The following is a 20,714-nucleotide window of genomic DNA, read 5'->3' on the forward strand; positions in this document are numbered from 1 at the left end:
ATTGTCGGAAAGGTGGAGAACGTCCGATCCCGGTCCCGTCCGCTCCGCCACTTGCCCTTGCGAAAGCGTTCTCCCCATCCGGATGCGGCCGGATTTTTCCGTTGTTTTCGAGGGTTATGCGGGCGGGGCTGAGCACTGGCCCCCGCGGCAGGAGGCCCGGAAGCGGTCTCTCAGGGCCGATATTCTCCGGACCTCATGACTGCGCCGATTTGGTGAGGTTTTGACAAGCACCTGATAAAACTGCGGCTTATCAGGTGCCCCGCTGAACACTTCGATTTCAGGGGGCGCATCCCCGGAAGGAACAGAGATCGAACTTCACTTCGGGGTTGTTCTCACCGATTTGGCAGCAGTTCTCCCTGCTCGGGCGCGGCTTCTCCTGACGAGAACAGCGAGTCAATGATAGCTTTTGGTACGCGGCGACGCTCCATGATGGAGCGCAACCGACTGAGAAATCGAGGGTCCTCGACGTTCGACGGGGAGACGTTCTTCTCAACAAGACGGACGGAGGGTGGCTCAAACGCAAGCATCGTCTCGAACACCTCATTGGCCCGGTTCGCTAGTTCCAGTTTTAGGCTGTCTTCGTCAGGCTGGTTCCCCCACCGCGCGTGTATTCGGGCGGAGCCTCCGTCCATCGTGGAAGGGACTCAGCAACGAAACTCTTGTTGATTTGCACCCAGAAGTGACCCGGGTAGGCGCATAATTTTCATTGAGAAGTGACCCATGTGACACCTTCCCCTTGGCTGCTGGCAGCAGGGGATACCCGGCCTGTCCAAGCTCGTGGACAACCTTTGTCAGATGGGCCCGGTTGATGCGATGCGCCTGCGCCACCTCGTCAATCCTGACAAGATGTGGTGCGCGGATCGCTGCCATCTGCAGGGTGCGCAGCGCGTAGTTGGTATAGCCGGTCAACCGCAAGTCGGCTTCCTTCGATCGGGTGTGACAACGCGTCCCTTAATGGAGCCTGCCCATTTCCTGCCTCAGCTCCTATATTTATTCACACAGAATGTATCAATCGAAAGGCAGGCCCATGTTCGGCTTCGATGCCATCGAACTCGCGCGGATCCAGTTTGCGTTCACCGTGTCCTTCCACATCATCTTTCCAGCCTTTTCGATCGGGTTGGCAAGCTACCTGGCCGTCTTGAACGGGTTGCATCTGTGGACGGGCCGCGAGGTCTTCCTGAAGCTTTTCAACTACTGGAAGACCATCTTCGCGGTAGCCTTCGGCATGGGCGTCGTGTCCGGGATCGTGATGTCCTATCAGTTCGGCACCAACTGGTCGGTGTTTTCCGACACGGCGGGTCCGGTGATCGGCCCGCTGATGGGCTATGAAGTGCTTTCGGCCTTCTTCCTGGAGGCAGGCTTTCTGGGCGTGATGCTGTTTGGCCGTGAAAAGGTGGGGCCAAGGCTGCATTTCTTTGCGACCTTGATGGTCGCCATCGGCACGCTGGGCTCGGCGTTCTGGATCCTCTCGGTCAACAGCTGGATGCAGACGCCGCAGGGCCATGCCATCAACGAGGTCGGGCAGTTCGTGCCGGTGGACTGGTGGGCGATCGTGTTCAACCCATCCTTCCCCTACCGTCTGGTGCATATGGTCCTGGCGGCCTACCTGACCACCGCGCTGGTCGTGGGTGCGGTCGGTGGCTGGCATCTGTTGCGGGACCGGGCCAACCAGGCGTCGCGCACCATGTTCTCCATGGCGATGGGCATGCTGATCGTGGTGGCACCCCTGCAGATTGTCGCTGGCGATTTCCACGGGCTCAACACGCTTGAGCATCAACCCGCCAAGATTGCCGCGATGGAGGGCCATTTCGAGCCGCATCCCGAAGGCGGAGCCCCTCTGATCCTGTTCGGAATCCCTGATGCAGAGAACGAGACCGTGAACTACGCGGTCCAGATCCCCTATCTGTCGTCGCTGATCCTCACGCACGACCTCACCTCACCGCTGCCGGGACTGAAGGATTTCCCGCGCGAGGAACGCCCGCCGGTTGGCATCGTGTTCTGGTCTTTCCGGGTGATGGTTGCACTGGGCTTTGCAATGCTGGGCCTTGGCCTGTGGGCGGTCATAATGCGGTGGCGCGGAACGATGTATGATCGGCCGTGGCTGCACCGGGCGGCCATTGCCATGGGCCCGGCCGGTTTTGTCGCGGTGCTGGCTGGCTGGATCACCACGGAAGTGGGGAGGCAGCCGTGGACGGTCTATGGCCTGCTGTCCACCAACGACAGCGTCACCGCGGTCGGGGCGTCAGCAGTCGGCGCGTCGCTGCTGGCCTTCATCGTCATCTATTTCACGCTGTTCGGGGCAGGGACCTTCTACATCCTGCGCCTGATGGGCAAGAGACCGGACGATGGCACGCCGGTTTCGGGCATAGGGCCGACGCGCACCGCGGGTGTGACCCCAGCGCCCGCGTTCGACGACAAATTCATCCCGGCGGAGTGAGTCCACATGGTATTCGATCTTGCGTTCATCTGGGCCGGGCTGATCGCCTTCGCCATCCTCGCCTATGTCATCCTTGACGGGTTCGATCTGGGCGTCGGCATCCTGTTTCCGCTGATGCCGACGGAAGCCGACAAGGACCTTGCCATGAACACCGTCGCCCCGGTCTGGGACGGCAACGAGACCTGGCTCGTGCTGGGTGGCGGCGGTCTGTTTGCCGTCTTTCCGCTGGCCTATGCGGTGGTCATGCCCGCGCTTTACGTTCCGATCATCGTCATGCTTCTGGCGCTGGTGTTCCGCGGCGTGGCCTTTGAGTTCCGCTGGCGCACCAGGCGTGGCAAATTCCTGTGGGATCTGTCCTTTTTCGGCGGCAGTCTGATCGCCACCTTCGCGCAAGGTGTGGCGCTGGGCGCGCTGGTGCAGGGGATAGCGGTCGAGGGGCGCGCCTATGCAGGCGGCAACTGGGACTGGCTGACGCCGTTCTCCATCATCACAGGCGTGGCCCTGGTCACCGGATATGCCTTGCTCGGCGCCACTTGGCTGGTGATGAAAACCGATGGTCCGGTGCGCGCCATCGCGCATCGGCTGGCTCTGTGGATCGGCTGGGCGACGTTGGCGCTGATCGGGCTGGTCAGCCTGCTGACACCGTTCCTCAACCCCCTCTATCTGGACCGCTGGTTCCGCTTTCCCAACGCGCTCTTTTCGGCGCTGGTGCCTGCGTCGGTCCTGATCGTCGCCTTCGTATTCCTGAAGGGATTGCGAGAGAACCGCGATACCTGGCCGTTCCGAGCCACGCTGGCGCTGTTCGTGCTGAGCTTCATCGGGCTGGGGATCAGCTTCTACCCCTACATGGTGCCGCCTTCGTTGACGATCTGGGACGTGGCCGCGCCGGATGAAAGCCTGTTGTTCCTGCTGGTCGGCGCACTGGTGCTGGTGCCGATGATCCTGGCCTATACCGCCTACGCCTACTGGGTTTTCCGCGGCAAGGTCGACCCGGCGGGAGGGTATCACTGATGTCCGACGCCTTGCGCAAGGCCCTCTGGTTCGCGGCACTCTGGCTGGGCGGAGTGGCCACGCTGTTCATCGTCGCGATGATCATTCGCGCAATGATCTTCTGACAGCCAGGGTTCACAATCAATCAACGCACCAAGCACCCACGGAAAAGGCTCCATGAAGCGTCGCTTTGGTCCCTGACCGCCCCTGGACCGCACGGATGGCCATGTTGCACAGGCTGAACGCGGTCCCGGAATGGGGCGACGGCCCAGATCCGGCTTTGCGGACCAGCAGGTGATAGCGCGATGGCGGATGCACCTGAAACGGCCAGCGCGGGCCAGCCGCTTCTTGCTGCATCTTCGGTGCCCCGTTTCACGCAGTCGAACCGGTCGAGGATCGCCTCGGGAATGAACCGGGTCCGCATGGCGTGGAAACCGACCTGCTGAAGGGCACCTGGACCGGCAAGGACGGCACGACGCGCCACTCCGACAGTATCGTCATTTCCCCCTGCAAGGCGCAGGACGGTCCCGCAGTGCCCTGCGGAATCCAAGCTTGAGCGGGCGCAGCGTTCCGCGTCCGCTGAGGTCCGACCGATGGTCGGCAAAAGGACGCCCCTGCCTAGCAGCAATCGTCCTTCTTCACCTTGAGGCCGACGATGATTTCCTTGACGCAGACCTTCTCGATGTCGTGGTCGATGCCGAGGCACTTCGCCAGCCGCTGGGCCTCGTCGAGGCAGTCGCGGTCGCGCGGTCGGTCGGCATTCCATGGCCGCGAGATGTCCGGGTCGAGCCGGTAGGTCATCCCGCCGATCGGGTTGTCGTTGTGCAGGACGTCGATCCGGATGTCGCGATCCGCCGAGGCCTCCACCGCGTCGCGGGTGAAGGACTGGCCCGGATGCAGCGTGATGAAGACCTCGCGCCTGGCACCCGAGGCGAGCGTGAAGCCGTCGCCCACGCCTTGAAGCTCGAGCCGCCAGCCCCGCTTTTGCAGAAGGCTCGGCAGACGGATGTCGAAGGTCATCCGGCCGCGCCCGGGGTTGGGGTTGCCGACGAAGAAGCTCACATTGTCGAGCCCGGCCATCAGGCCGCCTTCGCCGCCGCCGCCGGGCACCGGGTTGACGTTGCGTTGGCCGACGTTGTTGTCGTTGGGCACGAGCCGCCACTCGGGAATCGTCTCGCCAGCGGTGAAGTTGTCCACGTTCGACGGATCGCCGTCGGCGCTCACCACCATCAGCAAGCAGTCGTGGCCATAGGCGTTGATGTTGGGCGTCCATTCGAAAGGACCCACGATCTTCTCCTCGGCATTGTTGGCGTTCAGCGTTCCCGCATTGATGGAAGCGGTCGCGAAGGCCTCGAAATCCGCGGGCCAGTTCAGGCCGGCACCGGGTTTGGTGTGATAGCCTCGGACCACCACGTTGGTGGCCTGGGCGGTGCCGCGGTTTCTGATCTTGACATAGGCGTAGTTGGTCGAGCCAAGCTCTGGTTCCTGATGCGCGTCGATCCCGTCCGCCGCGCGCCGGTTCCAGATCGTCGTGGTGTGCCAGTGCACGTGCTGGAAGTCGTACTCGCCCGCGCGCCCGTCATCGATATAGACATCGAACTGCGGCGGATCGCCCGCGGTGATGATCGTGCCGTCGGCGGCACTTCCCGCGGTGACGAGGGGTGTCTGGTATTCGCCCTGCCTCTCGAAGGCCCAGCGGATGACCTTGTTGTAGGCCCCGCCGAAGACACCTTCGCTGGTCCAGTTGAGCGCATCCGTCGCGATCAGATCGTCCGCGAAATCCCGGGCATATTGCGGGTCGGTGGCCGGTGTCAGGCTGCCGATCGCGCGCAGGATCAGGTACATCGCCATGCGCGAGGCGAATTGCCGCCGGCCGAGATTCGGGTGATCGCCGCCGATCGACCGGTAGAACCGGAAGAGCGTGGTGAGCAGAATCTCCTCCGAGCCGTAGCCGCCATCGTCCCGGAAGCCGCCCCAGGCCCAGCCGGCGGCGACGTCACGGTCGGCGCGCCGGTTCAGTGTCGGGTGCCAAGGCACGTAGGTGAAGCGCAGATCACCGGGTTTGCCGAGCGGTGTGCCATCGACGCCCCTGCACTGCGATTCGGGGTCGAATAGATCAGAGAGAGCGAGTCACCCGCGCTGTGGACGAAGCCCATGTTGGGGCTGTCGACGGCCTCGTAGAGGATGCCGTGACCCAACACCTCGTGCAGATGCACCCGCGGGTCGCAGGCGCGGCCGAGCGGGTTCGTGGTGTCGGTCGTGTCCATGAGCCCGTAGCCCGTGTGGCCGATCCCTCCCATGCCGTCGCCCACGCAATGCGCGTTGATGGCGTCAAAGCAGCGGATGTCCACCGGCACCGGGAAGTTCGTGTTGGCCATGTAGGTGGACACGTTGAAGCCCAAGTCCTGCATCGTCCGGAAAATCCGGTCGACATGGAAATAGCCACTCACCGAGGCGAAGTTGTTGGTCCGCGTGTCGTAGTCGAAATCGGCGCCGCTGCCCTGCGTGGGCGCGGCGATGTTGGGCCCTTCGACCTGCGTCACCTCCGCAAACGTCCCGCGCAGGGACTGGGTGCCAGCCACCGGCGCGTCGAGGTTCTGAAGCAGCACATCGTCGCGATGCGGATTCAGCGTGGCGTTGTTCGACGCGCTGGTGGGCGTGGTCGTCCCCGAGCTGGTGATCGGGTCCTGCTCGAAGACGAGACCGTTCACATGCGCCACCAGCGGCCGGAGGTAGAGGATCGAATTGCTCTCAAGTTCGATCAGCGCCCGCCAGACGGTCTTGTCGTCGCCCGCGGTGACCTCGAAGGTCACCTCGCCCACCATGTAGTACCTGCCGTCCTCGATCTTGTCGCTGACGGGCGGCACATCGAACGGCAGCGGCACGCTTGTGTGCACCTCGCGCCCGCTCGCCTTCGGCCTGCTGCGGCGCCGCGGGGGCGGGGTCTCGTCCTCCCGGATCACCGGCTGGTCCGGATCACCCTCGGGCAAGCGCTCGGCGGCGTCATAGCGGTAGATCCAGAACCGCCCGCGGATCATTCGCACATCGGTCGTGCGGTCTTCGCCATCGCCGGTGAACTTCAGTACCGATTTCAGGAAGCTTTCTCCGGCGCTGTCGGTTTCGCCCGTTTCGCGGACAGCCGCTCTCAGCTTCGTGTCGCGCAGATCGGCCTGCGCCCGCAGGGCGCGGCGGCTGATGCTGGCGGCGGTGGCATCGCCAAAGAGCGCCTGGAATTTCTTGATCACGCGGGACGGCGGCAGCGTGGCATCGACACCCGATTGCGAACTGTCCTCTGAGTGGACGACGCGGTTAGGGCCCTGCTTCACGGTGACCTTCAGACCGGCGCGCCAGACGGGCACGTTGAGATAGGTCTGGTAGAAGCCGAAGGTCTCGGAATCGAACATCCGTTTCTCTTCCGAGAGCCGGTATTCTTCCCCCTGTTCCTTCGGATCGAGGAAGGCAACCTGCGTCGCCAGCCGGTTGAGCCGCGTGGACGGGATCTCGTAGACCTGCGCGAGCTCGCGCAGGTAGCGGACCGCAGTCGTGAGGCCACCACCCACCGGGCTTTCCCAGTATTCCTGGCTGTGCCGGATCGCGCGAACGCGATTGGCGTCATCCACCCTGACATGACCCTTCAGGTCGGGACGATAAAGTACTTTCATGATCGTGTCCTCCTGGTCGTGAGGCTCCGCGCTGGCGTGGCGCGGGTCGCCTTCCGCTTCGTTTTCGGTTTTCGTTCGGTAAGTTCTGCAGTGACAGACACGCCGCCCACGATGCTGCCTCGCGCGTTGCGTTGCAGCAGGTCCGGCGTGACCCTGCTGCCTGGCCTGGCGTCGCGCGGCGTGACCAGCGTCCATGTCGGGGTCCGGCGGGCCCAGGGATTGCCCGGCCACATGGTCACCGCAGGATCGCTCGTGTCGAGCGGAACCGCACCCGGCGTCCCGGTCATGTACGTCGTCCAGGCCTCGTCCAGCCAGCCGTCCTGCCCCTGAGCCGGAACCAGCCCGCGGGCCCACCAGCTGTGGAAGACCTCGTGGGCGAGGGCGCTGTTCGCGGTGGTGGTGGCCGCGTCGTATTCCATGTTGTGATAGCCGGGCGCCGTCAGCAGCGCGGTGTGGCGGCCACCGTGCCTGCAGGGGCCGGTCCCGGTGGTGTTTGCCGCCAGATGCCCGGCGATTGCGGCCGCGCCAGCGACGAGGTCGATTCCGTCCGAGTTGCGCGTCGCCACGTCGATCGTGACTGCCAGCCCGCCCGGAAGGACGGTCGCGGCGGAATGCTGCGTGATCCGGTCGGCGGCCGCGATGATGAGAAAGTGCGAGCAGGGCGCAAAACTGGCGGGGAAGGAAATGGACCAGTGACTGGCGCCCAGACCGGTCACCGCCCCGTTCGAGAGCAGCACATGCGCCGGGGCGCCGGCCATCTGCACCTCCAGCGTGACCGGAAAGCGGTCCCAGAGCGCGGTGGAGGGCAACCAAGCTTCCAGATACCGCGCCGGATTGAGGTCGCTCATGAAGAAGTCGAAGGACAGCCGGCTCGACTCCGCCTCCCAGACCAGCCCGCGGGCATTGGGTGAAGCGGGCGTGCCAAGCGAATAGGAGAGCGCCAGCACATGCGAGGTGCCAGCGGTCAGCCAGCGTTCGAGCACCCGCATCTGCGCATCGGGCCCGCCGTCGAAATCGTGATGCGCGATCCCGGCCGGGGGAACGGAAACGCCATCCAGCGTCGCCGAGGATATGGTCTGTCGCAGGTCGAAGACCGGATGACCATCATGCGGCCCTACGGTGAACGCCATCTGGGCCGTGGCCGAGGCGGATTTGGTGCTGCCGTCGATCTGGAAGGCCGCCGTGATCTGGTCGATCATGACCGGAACCGAAAGCAGGCCCGCCACCGCACGCGGCGGGGGAGCATGGCGAAAACCGCTCACAGCAATGCCTCGTGAGTTGATATTACTGAGTCAATCAACACTCAAGAGGCCGCGCATTTACGCGACGACCACTACTAAATTATAGCAATCGCGGCAAAAGATCAAATCGCAGTTGCTATCACCGTTGCGACAAGAGCCATCGCTTTCAGGGATGTCGCATCGTAACGACGGTGGGGGCGAGGCAGGCTGGGCCACGTTGTATTGCGCCGTCATGGTTGCTCTTCCACGTCCCGTTGGAACTGTGGCACGAGACGCTGCTTGACGTGGAGCACAGGAGGCTGGCTTGCCCTCGCCGGCAGAAGCTGGACGAGGTCACGGCAGCGGCCGCACCACCAAGAGCGGTTGCGCGGCCACTGCCGCTTGGCGTTGTCGCATAACTCTCACCGTGAAGGATTCACATCGCGAGTCCATGTGGTTGGACGAGGTGCTTCAGCAAGCCAAGGACCGCCCGCCATCACAGGACCGATTGCCATCTGCAACGCCGCGCTCAGCCAGCGCGGGTCGTGCCGCGCACCGCGTACCCGCAGGGCGCGTGCCCCTTGCGTTTCGACATCTCCGATCTCGTCTTCGTCGAAGACCAGCAGACTGCAAACCGGAGCTGGAATCTGTGTCCGAATGTCGGGTTGTTGCTTGGTTTCCGGCCGCTCAGCCGTTTCTGGGCGGCCGGATTTTCTTTCCTGCGGGACGTCAGTCGGGTGCCTTGACGAGGATCTTCACATGAGACTTCTCCGCGACAAGCGCCTCGAATCCATCGGCCACCACGTCATCCAGAGCGATCCGCCTTGTTACCAGTTGATCGGCGCTGAAATAGCCCTGTTTCATCAGCGCCATGACCGCTGGATAGACATTGCGGTAGGCGATGGTGCCCTGCAACTGACGCTCTTTGAGTACTATCGTGTTGGGCTGGAAGGACGCTTCGGCTTCCCAGATCGACACGACCAGAACCTGTCCCTCGTGGCGGGTGGCCTCGATGCACTGAGGCAGCACCTGTGGCACGCCGGTCACCTCGAAGGCCACATGAGCACCACCCGTCGCTTCGCGGATCGCGGCGACCGCATCCGTTCCCGTCGGGTCGATCACCGAGGTTGCGCCGAGATCCAGCGCCTTTTGCCGCCGCACCTCGGAGGGTTCTACGACGTGGATCTCGGACGCGCCCGCAACGCGCAGCGATTCCAGCACCAGAAGCCCGATCGGACCTGCGCCAAAGATAGCGGCCTTGTCGCCGGCCTTGATCTTGGACAGGCGAACGGCGTGCAGGGCAACCGCGGCGGGTTCGACCAAGGCCCCCTGTTCCATCGACAGACCGTCGGGCATCTTGTGAACCATCCGGGCCGGCACAACGCTGGAGGCGGCAAAACCGCCGTGACCGCCGGACAGTCCGACGAACCCCAGGCGCTCGCACAGGTTGTACTTGCCTTCGAGGCAGGCGGGACATTTTCCGCAGGCAAAGATCGGTTCGATGGCGACGCGATCACCGACCGAAAGGCCAGTGACGCCTTCGCCCAGTTCGGAGATTGTGCCACAGTATTCGTGACCCATCGTGATCGGGGCCTGATCGTGGCTGAGGGGATGGTCCTCGCCAACCGGTATGAAGATTGGTCCGGCAAGGTATTCGTGCAGGTCGCTGCCGCAGATTCCGGTCCAGGCGACCTTAACCTTGACCTCGCCCGGGCCGGGGGTCGGCTCAGGGATGTCTTCGACGCGAATGTCCCTCACGCCATGCCAACGTGCTACTTTCATGTGTTTTTCTCCTATGTCAGCAAAAGGATGCGCCGGGCGGAAGGATTTCGCCGGGCGCATGGGCGCACCGTTGTCCGGCGCGCCGCCAGAGGCATCATGACCGGTGATGCACCTCTTGAAGGCCGTAGACGGGGGTGGCGATCCCTTCCATTCGCGCCTTCAATTGCAGCGCAAGGTACAGCGAGTAGTGCCGCGACTGGTGCAGGTTGCCACCATGGAACCAGAGGTTTTCCTGCTGGGTCGGTTTCCACATGTTGCGCTGCTCGCCTTCCCAGGGGCCGGGATCCTTGGTGGTGTCGGAACCGAGGCCCCAGACCTTGCCCACCTTGTCAGCGACCTCCTGGCTGATGAGGTCGGCAGCCCAGCCGTTCATCGAACCGTAGCCGGTCGCCATGACCACCAGATCGGCATCCAGATGCGTGCCATCCGACAGCACCACGCCGGTCTCGTCAAAACGCTTCACCTGGCCCTTCACAAGCTTCACCTCGCCGTCAATGATCAACTGGCTGGCGCCGACATCGATGTAATAGCCGGAACCGCGCCGCAGGTATTTCATGAACAGGCCCGAACCGTCGTCGCCCCAGTCAAGCTCGAAGCCTGCTTTCTCGAGCCCTGCGTAGAACTCGGCATCGCGTTCTTTCATCTGGTCATAGAGCGGAATCTGAAACTCATGCATGATCCGGTAGGGCAGAGAGGCAAAAACCATGTCGGCCTTTTCCGTGGTCATCCCGGATGCCACCGCCTCTTCGCTGTACAAAGCCCCCAGTCCGACCTCCATCAGCGTGTCCGAGCGCACGATGTGGGTGGACGAGCGCTGGACCATGGTCACATCGGCATCCGCTTCCCAGAGTGCGGCGCAGATGTCGTGGGCCGAGTTGTTCGACCCCACGACGACCACCTTCTTGCCGGCCCAGGCATCCGGGCCTTCGTGTAGTGAGCTGTGCTGGATGGTGCCCTTGAAGCTGTCCATTCCCGGAAACTCCGGCATGTTGGGCTTGCCCGACATCCCCGTGGCCAACACGAGATGCGTCGGCCGCAGCGTGACCTCTTCGCCATCGCGGTTCACCTTTACCGTCCAGGTCCCGGCGTCCGCGTCGTATTGCGCGCTCTGAACCTCGGAACGGGTCCAGTAGTTGATCTCCATCACCTTGGTATACATCTCCAGCCAGTCGCCCACCTTGTCCTTGGGCGTGAAGACCGGCCAGTTGTCCGGGAACTTGATGTAGGGCAGGTGGTCATACCAGATCGGATCATGCAGGCAGAGCGACTTGTACCGCGACCGCCATTGATCGCCGGGCCGGTCGTGCTTGTCGAGAACGATGGTCGGCACCCCGAGTTGGCGCAGGCGCGCGCCAAGGGCTATGCCGCCCTGTCCCCCACCCACGATCACCGTATAGGGTTGCTCGGTATACCCCAGTTCGGTCGCCTCGGATTCGCGCTTTTCCTTCCACGATTTCCGGTTCTTGGCGGCGCCGTGTTCCGCCCCCATCGGGCGGCGCTTGCCCTTGTTCTCCTCAAAGCCTTTCAGTTCCTGAAGCGCGGTCAGCAGCGTCCAGATCCGCCCGTCCTTCAGGCGCATCAGGCCCCAACCCCGGCCCACGGCGGTCTCGAAAGTGATCCACGCGGTGATGACGCCGCCATCCTCCCCGGGGATTTCGCCATCCTGAATGGCAAAATCGCGCGGTTTGGTGTGTTTCAACTGCGCCGTCAGCATGTCCCGAACACCGGACGGCCCCTCGACCGTCTTCATGTTCCATGTCACGGCGACCAGATCGCGCCAGTAACTGTCGGTGGCAAACAAGGCACTTGCGGCCTGTGCGTCGCCATCCTGAAGGGCAGCGTTCAGGCTGTCGAGTGTCTGTTGCACCTGGGTGTTGACTGTCGAGTCGAGCATCATGTTTCCTCCTCATCAGCAATGTGATGAGCAGACAGTGGCGAAACGAGCCGCATCGCCTCCATGGAAATCTGGCGAAAATCGCTGCCCAAGGCGATGCTGCGATGCGGCATGTTGCACATGCAACGCCGCGCAACGTCTCAGTCCGGCGCGCGCAACCCCTCCTTGCGGATGCGGCGCAGAACGGTCGACCGGTTGACCCCCAAACGGCGCGCGGCCCGGGCCATGTTCCAGTTGCAGGCGTCCAAGACACCTTCGAGATTCTGCTCTTGCTCGCGCGCCTGCGGCGCGGCAGGAAGATCCGGCAGGTCGATCACATTGCTCTCGGCCAAGACGCAGGCGACATCCAGAACATTGCCGAGCTCGCGCAGGTTCCCGCGCCAGTCGCGACCCATCAGCTCGGCCCGCGCCGAAGGCGTCAGGCGCATGTCTCCGCCGCAGCGCCGACCGAGCAGCCGCTCGATCAACCAGCTTAGATCCTGCCGCTCGCGCAGAGGGGGCAATTCGAGTACGGCCCCCGACAGCCGGAAATAGAGTTCCGACGGAAGCGTCTCTCGTGACATCAGCGCGGTGAGCGCCTGACCGCTGGTTGCGACAGGACGCGTATCGGGATGTGAATCCAGAAGACCCGGCAGGACCTGCGCCGTCTCTGGTGGCAGATTCTCGATGCGGTGCAGCAGAAGCGTTCCGGGTCCGCGCTGAGCTGAGAGGGCATCGCGCACAGTCTCGGGCACGGCTCCGGCGCAGTCCAGTGCCGCGAATCCTTCGCGACGAGAGGCCATGTGAATGGCGCGGGCAAGCTTGGTCTTGCCGCTGCCGCTCTCGCCGCAGATCATCAGCGGAACAGGCGTCGGCGCGAGCCGTTCTGCTTGTGACAACACGCGTGACATGGTCGGATCGCTGCCCGCCAATGTACCGACAAACCACCCCTGCGCACGTCGTTCCAGAGCCGCTTTCTTCTTTTGCACCTGTCGCGGAGCCTGTGGCGCGATCGCATGTCCGAACACTGCGCCGCCATCGCCCAAAGCCACGACCCTTTCCTCTGTGGGGCGGTCGCGCATCAGGTCGGGCAGGTCATCGACGCCCAAGCCCAACAGGCTGTCGATACGCGCGCCGATCAGGTTCCTGCCGCCCGAAAGCATCCGCGTGGCGGCGCGGGTGGCTCCGATCACATGGCCTGAACCGTCAAGGGAAATGGCCGCTTCCGGCTCGACATCGAGGAACTCGGGGCTGGACGAAAACCGCAACACCCATTCTCGACGGCTGGCAGCCATGAGGTTCGCCATCTCGACGCGTCGCGCCGCCGCCATGACCAGGGACATGGCAAGGTTCTGGCTGCTTTTGGGGGACGGCGAGCGCAGCAGGGAGATGTCGAGCACGGCCGCCAGTTGGCCCAGACTGTCGTATATCGGCGCCGAGGTGCAGGACAGCGCCGTATGCGCGTTTCCGAAGTGATCATCCTGATGGACGGTGACCGGCTCGCCGGTCACGATGCAGGCACCGACCCCGCATGTTCCGGCCACGTCCTCGGACCAGTTCGAACCGAGGTAAAGACCCGCCCCGCGCAACTCGTCCAGAAAGAGATCGTCACCGAAAAAATCGACGCAGACGCCTTTGGCATCCGTCAGCAGCAGCACGTAATTCTGGCCCGCAACCTGTCGGAACAGACTTTGGAGACTGGATCGCGCCGCCCCGATCATCCAATCGGCCTGCTCGCGGTGTGTGCGAAACTCGGTGTCCGTGACGATGTGGGCCGGATCACTGCGCGTTGGGTCCATGCCGTAAATCTCGACGCATCGCCGCCAGGAGGCATCTACGTAACTGTCCCGGCCGGTCGCATGACCGCCCAGAACCTGCGCGATTTCCTCGATGTGATGACGTTCAACCATGAGAACCTCCTCCCGCGCACATTAGTACAACCAGGAGATACTTGCACGATGCTGGACTTTGGTATCAGGCTTTGGTGGTTTCAAATCAGATCGGTGTGCACGACGACGTTTTCAGCGGAATGGGCTGACGGCGGTTGTTGGCACCGTTCCAGCGAATGACGGCTTGTTCCCGGATGTCTGGCGTCATCGTCCACCGGACAGGTTCCGGGGTTCGAGCAACGGAGGATTTCTTGTTCATCTTCGATTCAATCAGGCAGCGACGATGAACAAGAAATCCGGAACATCGAGGACGCCGCTGGCAGGCTGGCCAGGCGGGATCAAACGGAAGACGCGCCAGCACTGCCCGGCAGAGGAGAGGATCCGCAGCGTGCTGGCGGGCCTTCCCGGCAAGGAAAGCGTCGCGAAGCTGTGCCGGCGCGAGGGGATCGCAGAGAGCCTCCGCTGCACCTGGCCGACGGAATTCCTGGTAGCCGGCGAGAAACGCTTGGCGGACCGCTCAGCCACGCTGCGAAGGCTGGAGCCAGCCTCGATCTCCTCGACCATGCCCGTCCGCAAATCACTCGAAAAGGGTTTCGTCATCGACGCCGGCCTCCTTCGCCGGCATCCGTCTTGAATCACCATTCGCCGAGACGGGACATCCCCGGGATTCCGTCAGGAAAGGATAGGCTTTAATCCTGACGCAACGCGCGCAGGCAGTTCGGCTTCGGACTTTGGTAACGGGGTTGTCCCGGTCACCCGACGGCGCTGTTCACGCTTGCTCAGAACACCGCCAGATAGTCTGCGGAGACATATCCCGTGACCCCGGGCGAATCCGCTAGTGAGACATGGCACCAGGTCTGGCCACGTTCGGTCCTGCAGCCACGGCGGTTCAATTCGGTCCCATCCGGCAAGCCCACGATCACCCTGTGGTTCAGCCCGGGCCCTGACCGCAGTTTCAGAAGGTCGTCCGGACCCGCGCCCTTGACGATCACCCGTCCGCCCGAGCCGACGTTGCACCCGACGACAAGAATGAGGGCCAGGAAGGCCGGGAATGCGGTTCTGCTCATGATGTCCCCTCGATCGTTCCACATGCTTGCCCTGCTTTCACGTCGAGGCAGGTGTCTGCAACAGCAACATGACTTCCGGCGCCCGATCGAGCGTTTTTGCAGGCACCTGGACAGGTTCCGCATGGTCGACATGCGCCAAAGCCCGCCACGACCTGTCCGTGTCCTGCGCGTGTTCAGCCGATCGGACAGGGGCTGCGGGGTGAATTGGCCTGCGCCGCCTCTCAGTCAAGCGTCGCTCGGCCAGGGCTTGCGCCTGTGTTCGTCGAATGTTCTCGTTGGCGAAAGTGAGAATCGCGATGCCTTCCGTTCCATCCCGCAACAGGTTCGCCAACCGTTCGATCGCCGATTGCGCCCGCGACCGCATGCTGATGGTCATGCACTGCAATCGATGCCGTCGCCAGGTGAACTATTGGGCGGACGATCTGGCGAAGGTGATCGAGGAAAGACATTTCTCGGGCGGCGTCACAGCCGATCGCCATGCCTCAGGGTTTCTGTCAACGGAACCGAATGAGTGATTGTCGTCTGCGACCTGAAGACCTACATACCGACCGACGGTTTGTAATCAGGCAATCTCCGATGGCACAGAGCAATGGATCAAGGGCAAACCGAAACCGGATGGCGCCCCAGGAACGGCGCAAGGCCATTCTGGATACTGCCCAGGCGCTGTTCATCGAGCGAGGCTGGGAGGAGGTGACCATCGCCGACGTGCTGGAAGCGGCAAGCATCTCGAAGGGGGGGTTCTATCATCACTTCAGCGCCAAGGACGACCTCTTGGCCGGTATCGTCACCCGGATGACCGAACAGGGACTTGCGGCCGCAGAGACTGCCCGCCACCAGGCGACTGGAAACGCATTGTCCAAGCTGAACGCGTTCATGGCCGGATCGGTGCGCTGGAAGGCCGACAACATCGGCGAGATGCGTTTTTTCGCCGATGTGCTCATGAAGCCCGGAAACGACATCCTTTATCGTCGCGTCGTCGACGCGACGGCGGCGGCGGCCGTGCCCGTGCTGAAGGACCTGATCGCCGAGGGCATCGCAGACGGCACGTTCGACGTGACCGATGCCCGTCTGACGGCCGAGGTGATCGTCGGACTGTCGCATGGGCGGCGGCAGGTGCTCGAAGAGGCGGCCACGCTGGCGGCCTCGGGCGATCTGGATCGCGCAACCCGCCATCTCGACGACCGCATGCAGGCCGAGGGAACGATCTGCGACCGATTGCTGGGCCTGCCGAAAGGGAGCGTCTCACTGTCGGGCCCCGCGGATTATCGCCGGATGCTGGTCGGCCTGACCGCACCCGCTGCTTGAGGCGAAAAAGGGAACGCGGTCAGCCGCTTCGAGGATCATCGACATGACAGACAAGACCGGAAGATTGTCCTTCGAGGACGACAGGGGCGCATCCCGCGCGACATGGATCGCGGCCGCGTTGGTGATGGTCATCATCGGCTGGATGGGAAGCGGCTACATCCTGCCATCCGGGGATGAGGACGCGGCCCAGGTTGCTGAAACACGGGCCGAGCCTGTTGCCGTCGCCGTCGAGCGATCTGTGACGCGGCCCGTGACGCTCTACTTCCAGGCCGAGGGCCAGGCGCAACCCGACCGGGACACCTCGATCCGCGCCGAGACGCCGGGCGATGTGGCCGAGGTTCTGGTGAGGAAAGGCGAGGATGTCGACGACGACGCCGTGATCGCGCGGCTTTCCACCACGCGCGCCGAAGCCGATCTCTCTCGCGCCCGAGAACAGCGTGCCCGCGCGCAACGCGAATTCGACAACGCCTCGGAGCTGCTGGAGCGGGGTGTGGCGACGGCCGACCGCGTCAGCGATGCCCGCGCCGCGCTCGCCGCCGCAGAGGCTTCGCTCACTGCCGCGGAGGAGGTGATCGATTCGCTCGAGATCAAGGCCCCCTTCGCAGGTCGGATCGAGACGCTGTCGCTCGACGCCGGCGAGTTCGTCGAGGCGGGCGCCGAAGTCGGGCGCATCGTCGATAACCGCCCCCTGACCGTGGCGATCCAGGTTCCGCAGCAGGCGCTAAGTCGGATCGAGAACGGGCAGACCGCGACCGTCAGCTTCATCACGGGTGAGGAGCGCGAAGGCACAGTGAACTTCGTCGGCAGCGCCGCCAACTTCGAGACACGGACCTTCCTGACTGAAATCACCGTGCCGAACGAGGATGGCGCCATTCCCGCGGGCATCTCGGCCCAGATCCGCATCCCGACCGGCACTGCGGAGGCGCATTTCGTGCAGCCGTCCACGGTCTCGCTGAGCCCCGAAGGCCGCCTGGGCGTCAAGACGGTGGATGACGATGAGACCGTGGCGTTCCACCCCATCGAGATCGTGCGCGCGGAAATCGACGGCCTCTGGGTCACAGGCCTGCCGGAAACCGTCCGGATCATCACTCTCGGCCAAGGCTTCGTGACCGAAGGCGAGACGGTCAGGCCATCGCCCGCCCCGGACGCGACCGAGGCACTGGCGGAGAAAGGCTGAGTCATGAACAGCATCATCGACGCTGCGTTCTCGCGCAGCCGGGTCGCTCTCATGGCGCTGCTGATGATCCTCGGGATCGGCGCCATCTCCTATGTCGTGATCCCCAAGGAGGCCAATCCCGAGGTACCGCTGCCGCTGGTCTATGTTTCGAGTGGCCTCGAAGGCATCAGCCCGGCGGATGCCGAACGGCTGCTGATCGAACCGATGGAGGCCGAGTTCGCCGCCATCGAGGGGCTTGAGAAGATCGAGGGCCATGCCTCGGAAGGCTTCGCAAGCCTGCAGCTCGAGTTCACGCCCGGTGGTGACATCGACGAGGCGCTCAACAAAGTGCGTGAGGCCGCCGACCGGGTCGAGGGCGACCTGCCCGAAGACGCCTATGACCTGACGATCACCGAGATCAACACCGCCCTGTTCCCGATCATCACCGCGATCATTTCGGGCCCAGTGCCAGAACGCGCCTTGAATGACCTGGCCGACGAGGCGCAGGAGGCCATCGAGGGCGTGCCAGGCGTCCTCGAGGTCGATATCGGCGGCGCGCGCGACGAGTTCCTCGAGGTGCTGATCGATCCGACCGTATTCCAGACCTACAACCTCAGCTTCGATGAACTGATCGGCCAGCTTCAGCGCAACAACCGGCTGATCGCCGCGGGCGCCATCGAAACCGGTGGCGGGAGGATCGTGCTGAAGGTGCCGGGCCTGATCGAGGATCTCGGGGACGTCATGGAGATGCCGGTGAAGGTGCGCGGCGATACCGTCGTCACATTCGAGGACGTGGCGACGATCCGGCGCGCGTTCGAGGACCCGGCCGGCTTCGCGCGGATCGACGGCCAGCCCGCGCTCGCGCTCGAGGTCAAGAAGCGCTCGGGCGCGAACATCATCGACACGGTGGCAGCGACGAAAGCCGCGCTGGAAGACCTCGGCTCCGAATGGCCCGACAGCGTCGAGGTCACCTATCTCCAGGACCAGTCCGAGCAGGTCGAAACGCTGCTGTCGGATCTGGAGGCAAACGTCATCGCCGCGGTGATCCTCGTGATGATCGTCATCGTGGCGGCCCTTGGCTTGCGTTCGGCCATCCTGGTCGGCCTTGCCATTCCCGGAGCCTTTCTCGCCGGTGTCGCCGCGCTTTGGACGATGGGCTACACCATGAACATCGTCGTGCTCTTCTCGCTGATCCTCGTCGTGGGGATGCTGGTGGACGGGGCCATTGTGACCGTGGAACTCGCCGACCGGCGCCTGCAGCAGGGCGACGATCCAAAGACCGCCTACGCCCATGCCGCCAAGCGCATGGCCTGGCCGATCATCGCCTCGACCGCGACCACGCTCAGCGTGTTCTTTCCGCTGCTCTTCTGGTCCGGTATGGTCGGGGAGTTCATGAAGTTCCTGCCGATCACGGTGATTTTGACGCTCTTCGCGTCGCTCTTCATGGCCTTGATCTTCATTCCGGTCCTGGGCGGCCTGATCGGCAAGCGGCAGCCGCAGAAGGCCGCGGCCAAGCTGTCTCTGCACGCGGCAGAACAGGGCGATCCGAGGCGCATCGGGGGCCTGACCGGCATCTATGTCCGGCTGCTCGAATGGGCGATCCTGCGTCCATGGGCGACCGCGCTTCTGGCGCTCGCGCTTCTTCTCGGTGGCTTCGGCCTCTATGGGCAGTTCGGCAAGGGACTGGCGTTCTTCCCGTCTGTCGAGCCGGAATTCATGCAGGTGCAGATCCGCGCGCGCGACAATCTTTCGATCTACGAGCGCGACGCGCTGGTGCGCCGGGTGGAGGAACGGCTCATTGACTACGACGAGATCGCCACGGTCTATGCCCGGTCGACGATGAGCGCAGGCCAAGGCGACGAGGAGACGATCGGCACGCTGCAACTCGAGCTGAAGGATTGGGACACCCGCCGAACGGCAGAAACGATCGGCGCCGAAATCCGGCAGGACGTGTCGGACATCGCCGGCATCGACGTGCAGGTTCAGACCGAAAGCGGCGGGCCGACCACTGGCAAGCCGGTGAACCTGCGGATCGCGGCCAGCAATCCCGCGGCACAGGCCGTCGCGGTCGAACAGGTCCTCTCCATCATGGATCGGATCGGTGGCTTCACCGACGTGACCGATACCCGCCCGCTTCCCGGTGTCGAGGTGTTCATCCTTGTCGATCGGGCCGAGGCTGCCCGCTATGGCGCCGATGTCAGCCTGCTGGGACAGGCGGTTCAGCTTCTGACGCAAGGCATAGCTGTCGCCGACTATCGTCCCAGCGATGCCGACGGCGAAATGGACATCCGCGTCCGGTTCCCCGCCGAAGAACGATCGCTGTCCGAGCTTGGAAATTTGCGCGTGCCGACGTCGGCCGGTCTGGTGCCCATATCCAACTTCGTGACCTTCGAACCGGTCGAGCGCACCGGCACGATCACCCGCATCGACGAGCAACGCGTCGTGACCATCGAGGCAAATGTTGCCCCGGGTCTGTTGGTCAACGACCAGGTCATCGCCCTCCAGAGGGCTCTGGACGATGCCGACATTCCCGAAAATGTCAGCTACAGCTTCGCGGGCGAGGCCGAGGAACAGACCGAGGCGATGATCTTTCTGGTCAGCGCCTTCGTTGCGGCGATCGTGCTGATGCTCGTCATCCTGGTCCTGCAGTTCAACAATTTCTACCAGGCCTTCGTGGTCATGAGCGCCATCGTCTTCTCGGTCGCGGGCGTGCTGCTGGGCCTGGTTATCACCGGCCGCCCCTTCGGCGTCGTCATGGGTGGCATCGGCGTCATCGCGCTGGCGGGCATCGTGGTGAACAACAACATCGTGCTGATCGACACCTACAACGACCTCAAGCGGTCCGGCCTGTCCCCGCGCGAGGCCGCTTTGCGCACCGGCGCGCAACGTCTGCGACCCGTGCTGCTGACCTCGGTCACAACGGCGCTCGGCCTCATGCCGATGGTCCTGGGCGCCAACCTGAACTTCTTCACCCGCGACATCGTCTTCGGCGCGCCCTCGACGCAATACTGGACCGAACTCAGCAGCGCGATCGTCGGAGGGCTCGTCGTCGCGACGTTGCTGACCCTCATCCTGACGCCGGCGATGCTCATGCTGGGCGAGAGACATGGGCGGCCAGGCAAAACGGCCGCCGGTTCGAGCGAGGCAGGCGAGATGTCAGAAAATCGCTCCGAGATCGCCTCCAGTGCGTCAGCATCGTCGCCCTGGCCTCGATGATCGTGGTGTGCGCTGACTGGGCCGGTGTCGTCTCGGTCATTCTGCCGCCGCCGCGTCTCCGATTTCGCTCAGCGATGATCGAACAGCTGGACGCAGCAGCACGGTGGACGATGGCGC

Annotated in this window: 16 protein-coding genes; 7 read left to right on the forward strand and 9 right to left on the reverse strand. The window is 63.8% G+C overall.

What is annotated here, in order from left to right:
- The first annotated feature begins 1,027 nt into the window (after positions 1-1,027).
- From L1965_RS09760 to L1965_RS09770, 3 genes are read left to right on the forward strand one after another with little or no spacing between them, the layout of a single operon-like run.
- Positions 1,028-2,437 (forward strand): cytochrome ubiquinol oxidase subunit I, encoded by a 1,410-nt coding sequence (locus L1965_RS09760; protein WP_235756243.1) that lies wholly within the window; start codon positions 1,028-1,030, stop codon positions 2,435-2,437.
- Positions 2,438-2,443: 6 nt separating this feature from the next.
- Positions 2,444-3,448, forward strand: coding sequence for a cytochrome d ubiquinol oxidase subunit II (cydB, locus tag L1965_RS09765; RefSeq protein WP_235756244.1), 1,005 nt, complete (start codon positions 2,444-2,446; stop codon positions 3,446-3,448).
- Complete coding sequence (locus tag L1965_RS09770; protein WP_235756245.1) at positions 3,448-3,552, forward strand: DUF2474 domain-containing protein; 105 nt, start codon at positions 3,448-3,450, stop codon at positions 3,550-3,552. Before cydB ends, L1965_RS09770 begins: the two co-directional genes overlap by 1 nt.
- 493 nt (positions 3,553-4,045) lie before the next feature.
- On the opposite strand, the gene L1965_RS09775 is transcribed toward L1965_RS09770, so the two are convergent.
- The 7 genes from L1965_RS09775 to L1965_RS09805 form a co-directional block, all read right to left on the reverse strand.
- On the reverse strand, positions 4,046-5,464 hold the full coding sequence (locus tag L1965_RS09775) for a hypothetical protein (protein WP_235756246.1): 1,419 nt from the start codon (positions 5,462-5,464) through the stop codon (positions 4,046-4,048).
- Entirely contained in the window at positions 5,443-7,089 is a 1,647-nt protein-coding gene (locus L1965_RS09780; protein ID WP_235756247.1) for a hypothetical protein, read from the reverse strand. Before L1965_RS09780 ends, L1965_RS09775 begins: the two co-directional genes overlap by 22 nt.
- Positions 7,086-8,288, reverse strand: a complete 1,203-nt coding sequence (locus tag L1965_RS09785; protein ID WP_235756248.1) for a M1 aminopeptidase family protein — start codon at positions 8,286-8,288, stop codon at positions 7,086-7,088. The genes L1965_RS09780 and L1965_RS09785 overlap by 4 nt, the downstream gene beginning before the upstream one ends.
- Before the next feature lie 750 nt (positions 8,289-9,038).
- Positions 9,039-10,151, reverse strand: coding sequence for a 2,3-butanediol dehydrogenase (locus L1965_RS09790; protein WP_277882959.1), 1,113 nt, complete (start codon positions 10,149-10,151; stop codon positions 9,039-9,041).
- Between the two features lie 34 nt (positions 10,152-10,185).
- On the reverse strand, positions 10,186-11,985 hold the full coding sequence (locus L1965_RS09795; RefSeq protein WP_235756438.1) for an NAD(P)/FAD-dependent oxidoreductase: 1,800 nt from the start codon (positions 11,983-11,985) through the stop codon (positions 10,186-10,188).
- Between the two features lie 140 nt (positions 11,986-12,125).
- Positions 12,126-13,874, reverse strand: a complete 1,749-nt coding sequence (locus L1965_RS09800; RefSeq protein ID WP_235756249.1) for a sigma-54-dependent Fis family transcriptional regulator — start codon at positions 13,872-13,874, stop codon at positions 12,126-12,128.
- Positions 13,875-13,959: 85 nt separating this feature from the next.
- The gene (locus tag L1965_RS09805) at positions 13,960-14,112 is read right to left on the reverse strand and encodes a hypothetical protein (RefSeq protein WP_235756250.1); all 153 of its coding nucleotides are present in this window, start codon (positions 14,110-14,112) and stop codon (positions 13,960-13,962) included.
- Between the two features lie 24 nt (positions 14,113-14,136).
- On the opposite strand from L1965_RS09805, the gene L1965_RS09810 reads away from it, so the two are divergent.
- Positions 14,137-14,487: a hypothetical protein gene (locus L1965_RS09810; protein WP_235756251.1), complete on the forward strand. Its 351-nt coding sequence runs from the start codon at positions 14,137-14,139 to the stop codon at positions 14,485-14,487.
- Positions 14,488-14,632: 145 nt separating this feature from the next.
- Here L1965_RS09810 and L1965_RS09815 read toward each other — a convergent pair whose 3' ends face one another.
- Complete coding sequence (locus L1965_RS09815; RefSeq protein WP_235756252.1) at positions 14,633-14,920, reverse strand: SH3 domain-containing protein; 288 nt, start codon at positions 14,918-14,920, stop codon at positions 14,633-14,635.
- Positions 14,921-14,957: 37 nt separating this feature from the next.
- A complete protein-coding gene (locus tag L1965_RS09820) occupies positions 14,958-15,296 on the reverse strand; it encodes a hypothetical protein (protein WP_235756253.1) in 339 nt (112 codons plus the stop codon).
- 239 nt (positions 15,297-15,535) lie between these two features.
- On the opposite strand from L1965_RS09820, the gene L1965_RS09825 reads away from it, so the two are divergent.
- The 3 genes from L1965_RS09825 to L1965_RS09835 all read left to right on the forward strand — a co-directional run bounded on the left by L1965_RS09825 (position 15,536) and on the right by L1965_RS09835 (position 20,597).
- Positions 15,536-16,225, forward strand: a complete 690-nt coding sequence (locus L1965_RS09825) for a TetR/AcrR family transcriptional regulator (protein WP_235756254.1) — start codon at positions 15,536-15,538, stop codon at positions 16,223-16,225.
- A gap of 124 nt (positions 16,226-16,349) precedes the next feature.
- Positions 16,350-17,402, forward strand: a complete 1,053-nt coding sequence (locus L1965_RS09830; protein ID WP_235756439.1) for an efflux RND transporter periplasmic adaptor subunit — start codon at positions 16,350-16,352, stop codon at positions 17,400-17,402.
- A gap of 3 nt (positions 17,403-17,405) precedes the next feature.
- Complete coding sequence (locus L1965_RS09835; RefSeq protein ID WP_235756255.1) at positions 17,406-20,597, forward strand: efflux RND transporter permease subunit; 3,192 nt, start codon at positions 17,406-17,408, stop codon at positions 20,595-20,597.
- The last annotated feature ends 117 nt before the right edge of the window (positions 20,598-20,714 follow it).

The organism is Paracoccus salsus, assembly GCF_021556615.1.
GTDB lineage: Bacteria > Pseudomonadota > Alphaproteobacteria > Rhodobacterales > Rhodobacteraceae > Paracoccus > Paracoccus salsus.

Excerpts from the sequence above, each read along its gene's own strand:
- L1965_RS09805 (WP_235756250.1), bottom strand. The coding sequence starts at position 14,112 with ATGAACAAGAAATCCTCCGTTGCTCGAACCCCGGAACCTGTCCGGTGG.
- L1965_RS09820 (WP_235756253.1), bottom strand. The coding sequence starts at position 15,296 with ATGACCATCAGCATGCGGTCGCGGGCGCAATCGGCGATCGAACGGTTG.
- L1965_RS09780 (WP_235756247.1), bottom strand. The coding sequence starts at position 7,089 with ATGAAAGTACTTTATCGTCCCGACCTGAAGGGTCATGTCAGGGTGGAT.
- L1965_RS09790 (WP_277882959.1), bottom strand. The coding sequence starts at position 10,151 with ATGCGCCCGGCGAAATCCTTCCGCCCGGCGCATCCTTTTGCTGACATA.
- L1965_RS09785 (WP_235756248.1), bottom strand. The coding sequence starts at position 8,288 with ATGATCGACCAGATCACGGCGGCCTTCCAGATCGACGGCAGCACCAAA.
- L1965_RS09825 (WP_235756254.1), top strand. The coding sequence starts at position 15,536 with ATGGCGCCCCAGGAACGGCGCAAGGCCATTCTGGATACTGCCCAGGCG.
- L1965_RS09760 (WP_235756243.1), top strand. The coding sequence starts at position 1,028 with ATGTTCGGCTTCGATGCCATCGAACTCGCGCGGATCCAGTTTGCGTTC.
- L1965_RS09830 (WP_235756439.1), top strand. The coding sequence starts at position 16,350 with ATGGTCATCATCGGCTGGATGGGAAGCGGCTACATCCTGCCATCCGGG.
- L1965_RS09770 (WP_235756245.1), top strand. The coding sequence starts at position 3,448 with ATGTCCGACGCCTTGCGCAAGGCCCTCTGGTTCGCGGCACTCTGGCTG.
- cydB (WP_235756244.1), top strand. The coding sequence starts at position 2,444 with ATGGTATTCGATCTTGCGTTCATCTGGGCCGGGCTGATCGCCTTCGCC.
- L1965_RS09835 (WP_235756255.1), top strand. The coding sequence starts at position 17,406 with ATGAACAGCATCATCGACGCTGCGTTCTCGCGCAGCCGGGTCGCTCTC.
- L1965_RS09815 (WP_235756252.1), bottom strand. The coding sequence starts at position 14,920 with ATGAGCAGAACCGCATTCCCGGCCTTCCTGGCCCTCATTCTTGTCGTC.
- L1965_RS09800 (WP_235756249.1), bottom strand. The coding sequence starts at position 13,874 with ATGGTTGAACGTCATCACATCGAGGAAATCGCGCAGGTTCTGGGCGGT.
- L1965_RS09810 (WP_235756251.1), top strand. The coding sequence starts at position 14,137 with ATGAACAAGAAATCCGGAACATCGAGGACGCCGCTGGCAGGCTGGCCA.
- L1965_RS09795 (WP_235756438.1), bottom strand. The coding sequence starts at position 11,985 with ATGCTCGACTCGACAGTCAACACCCAGGTGCAACAGACACTCGACAGC.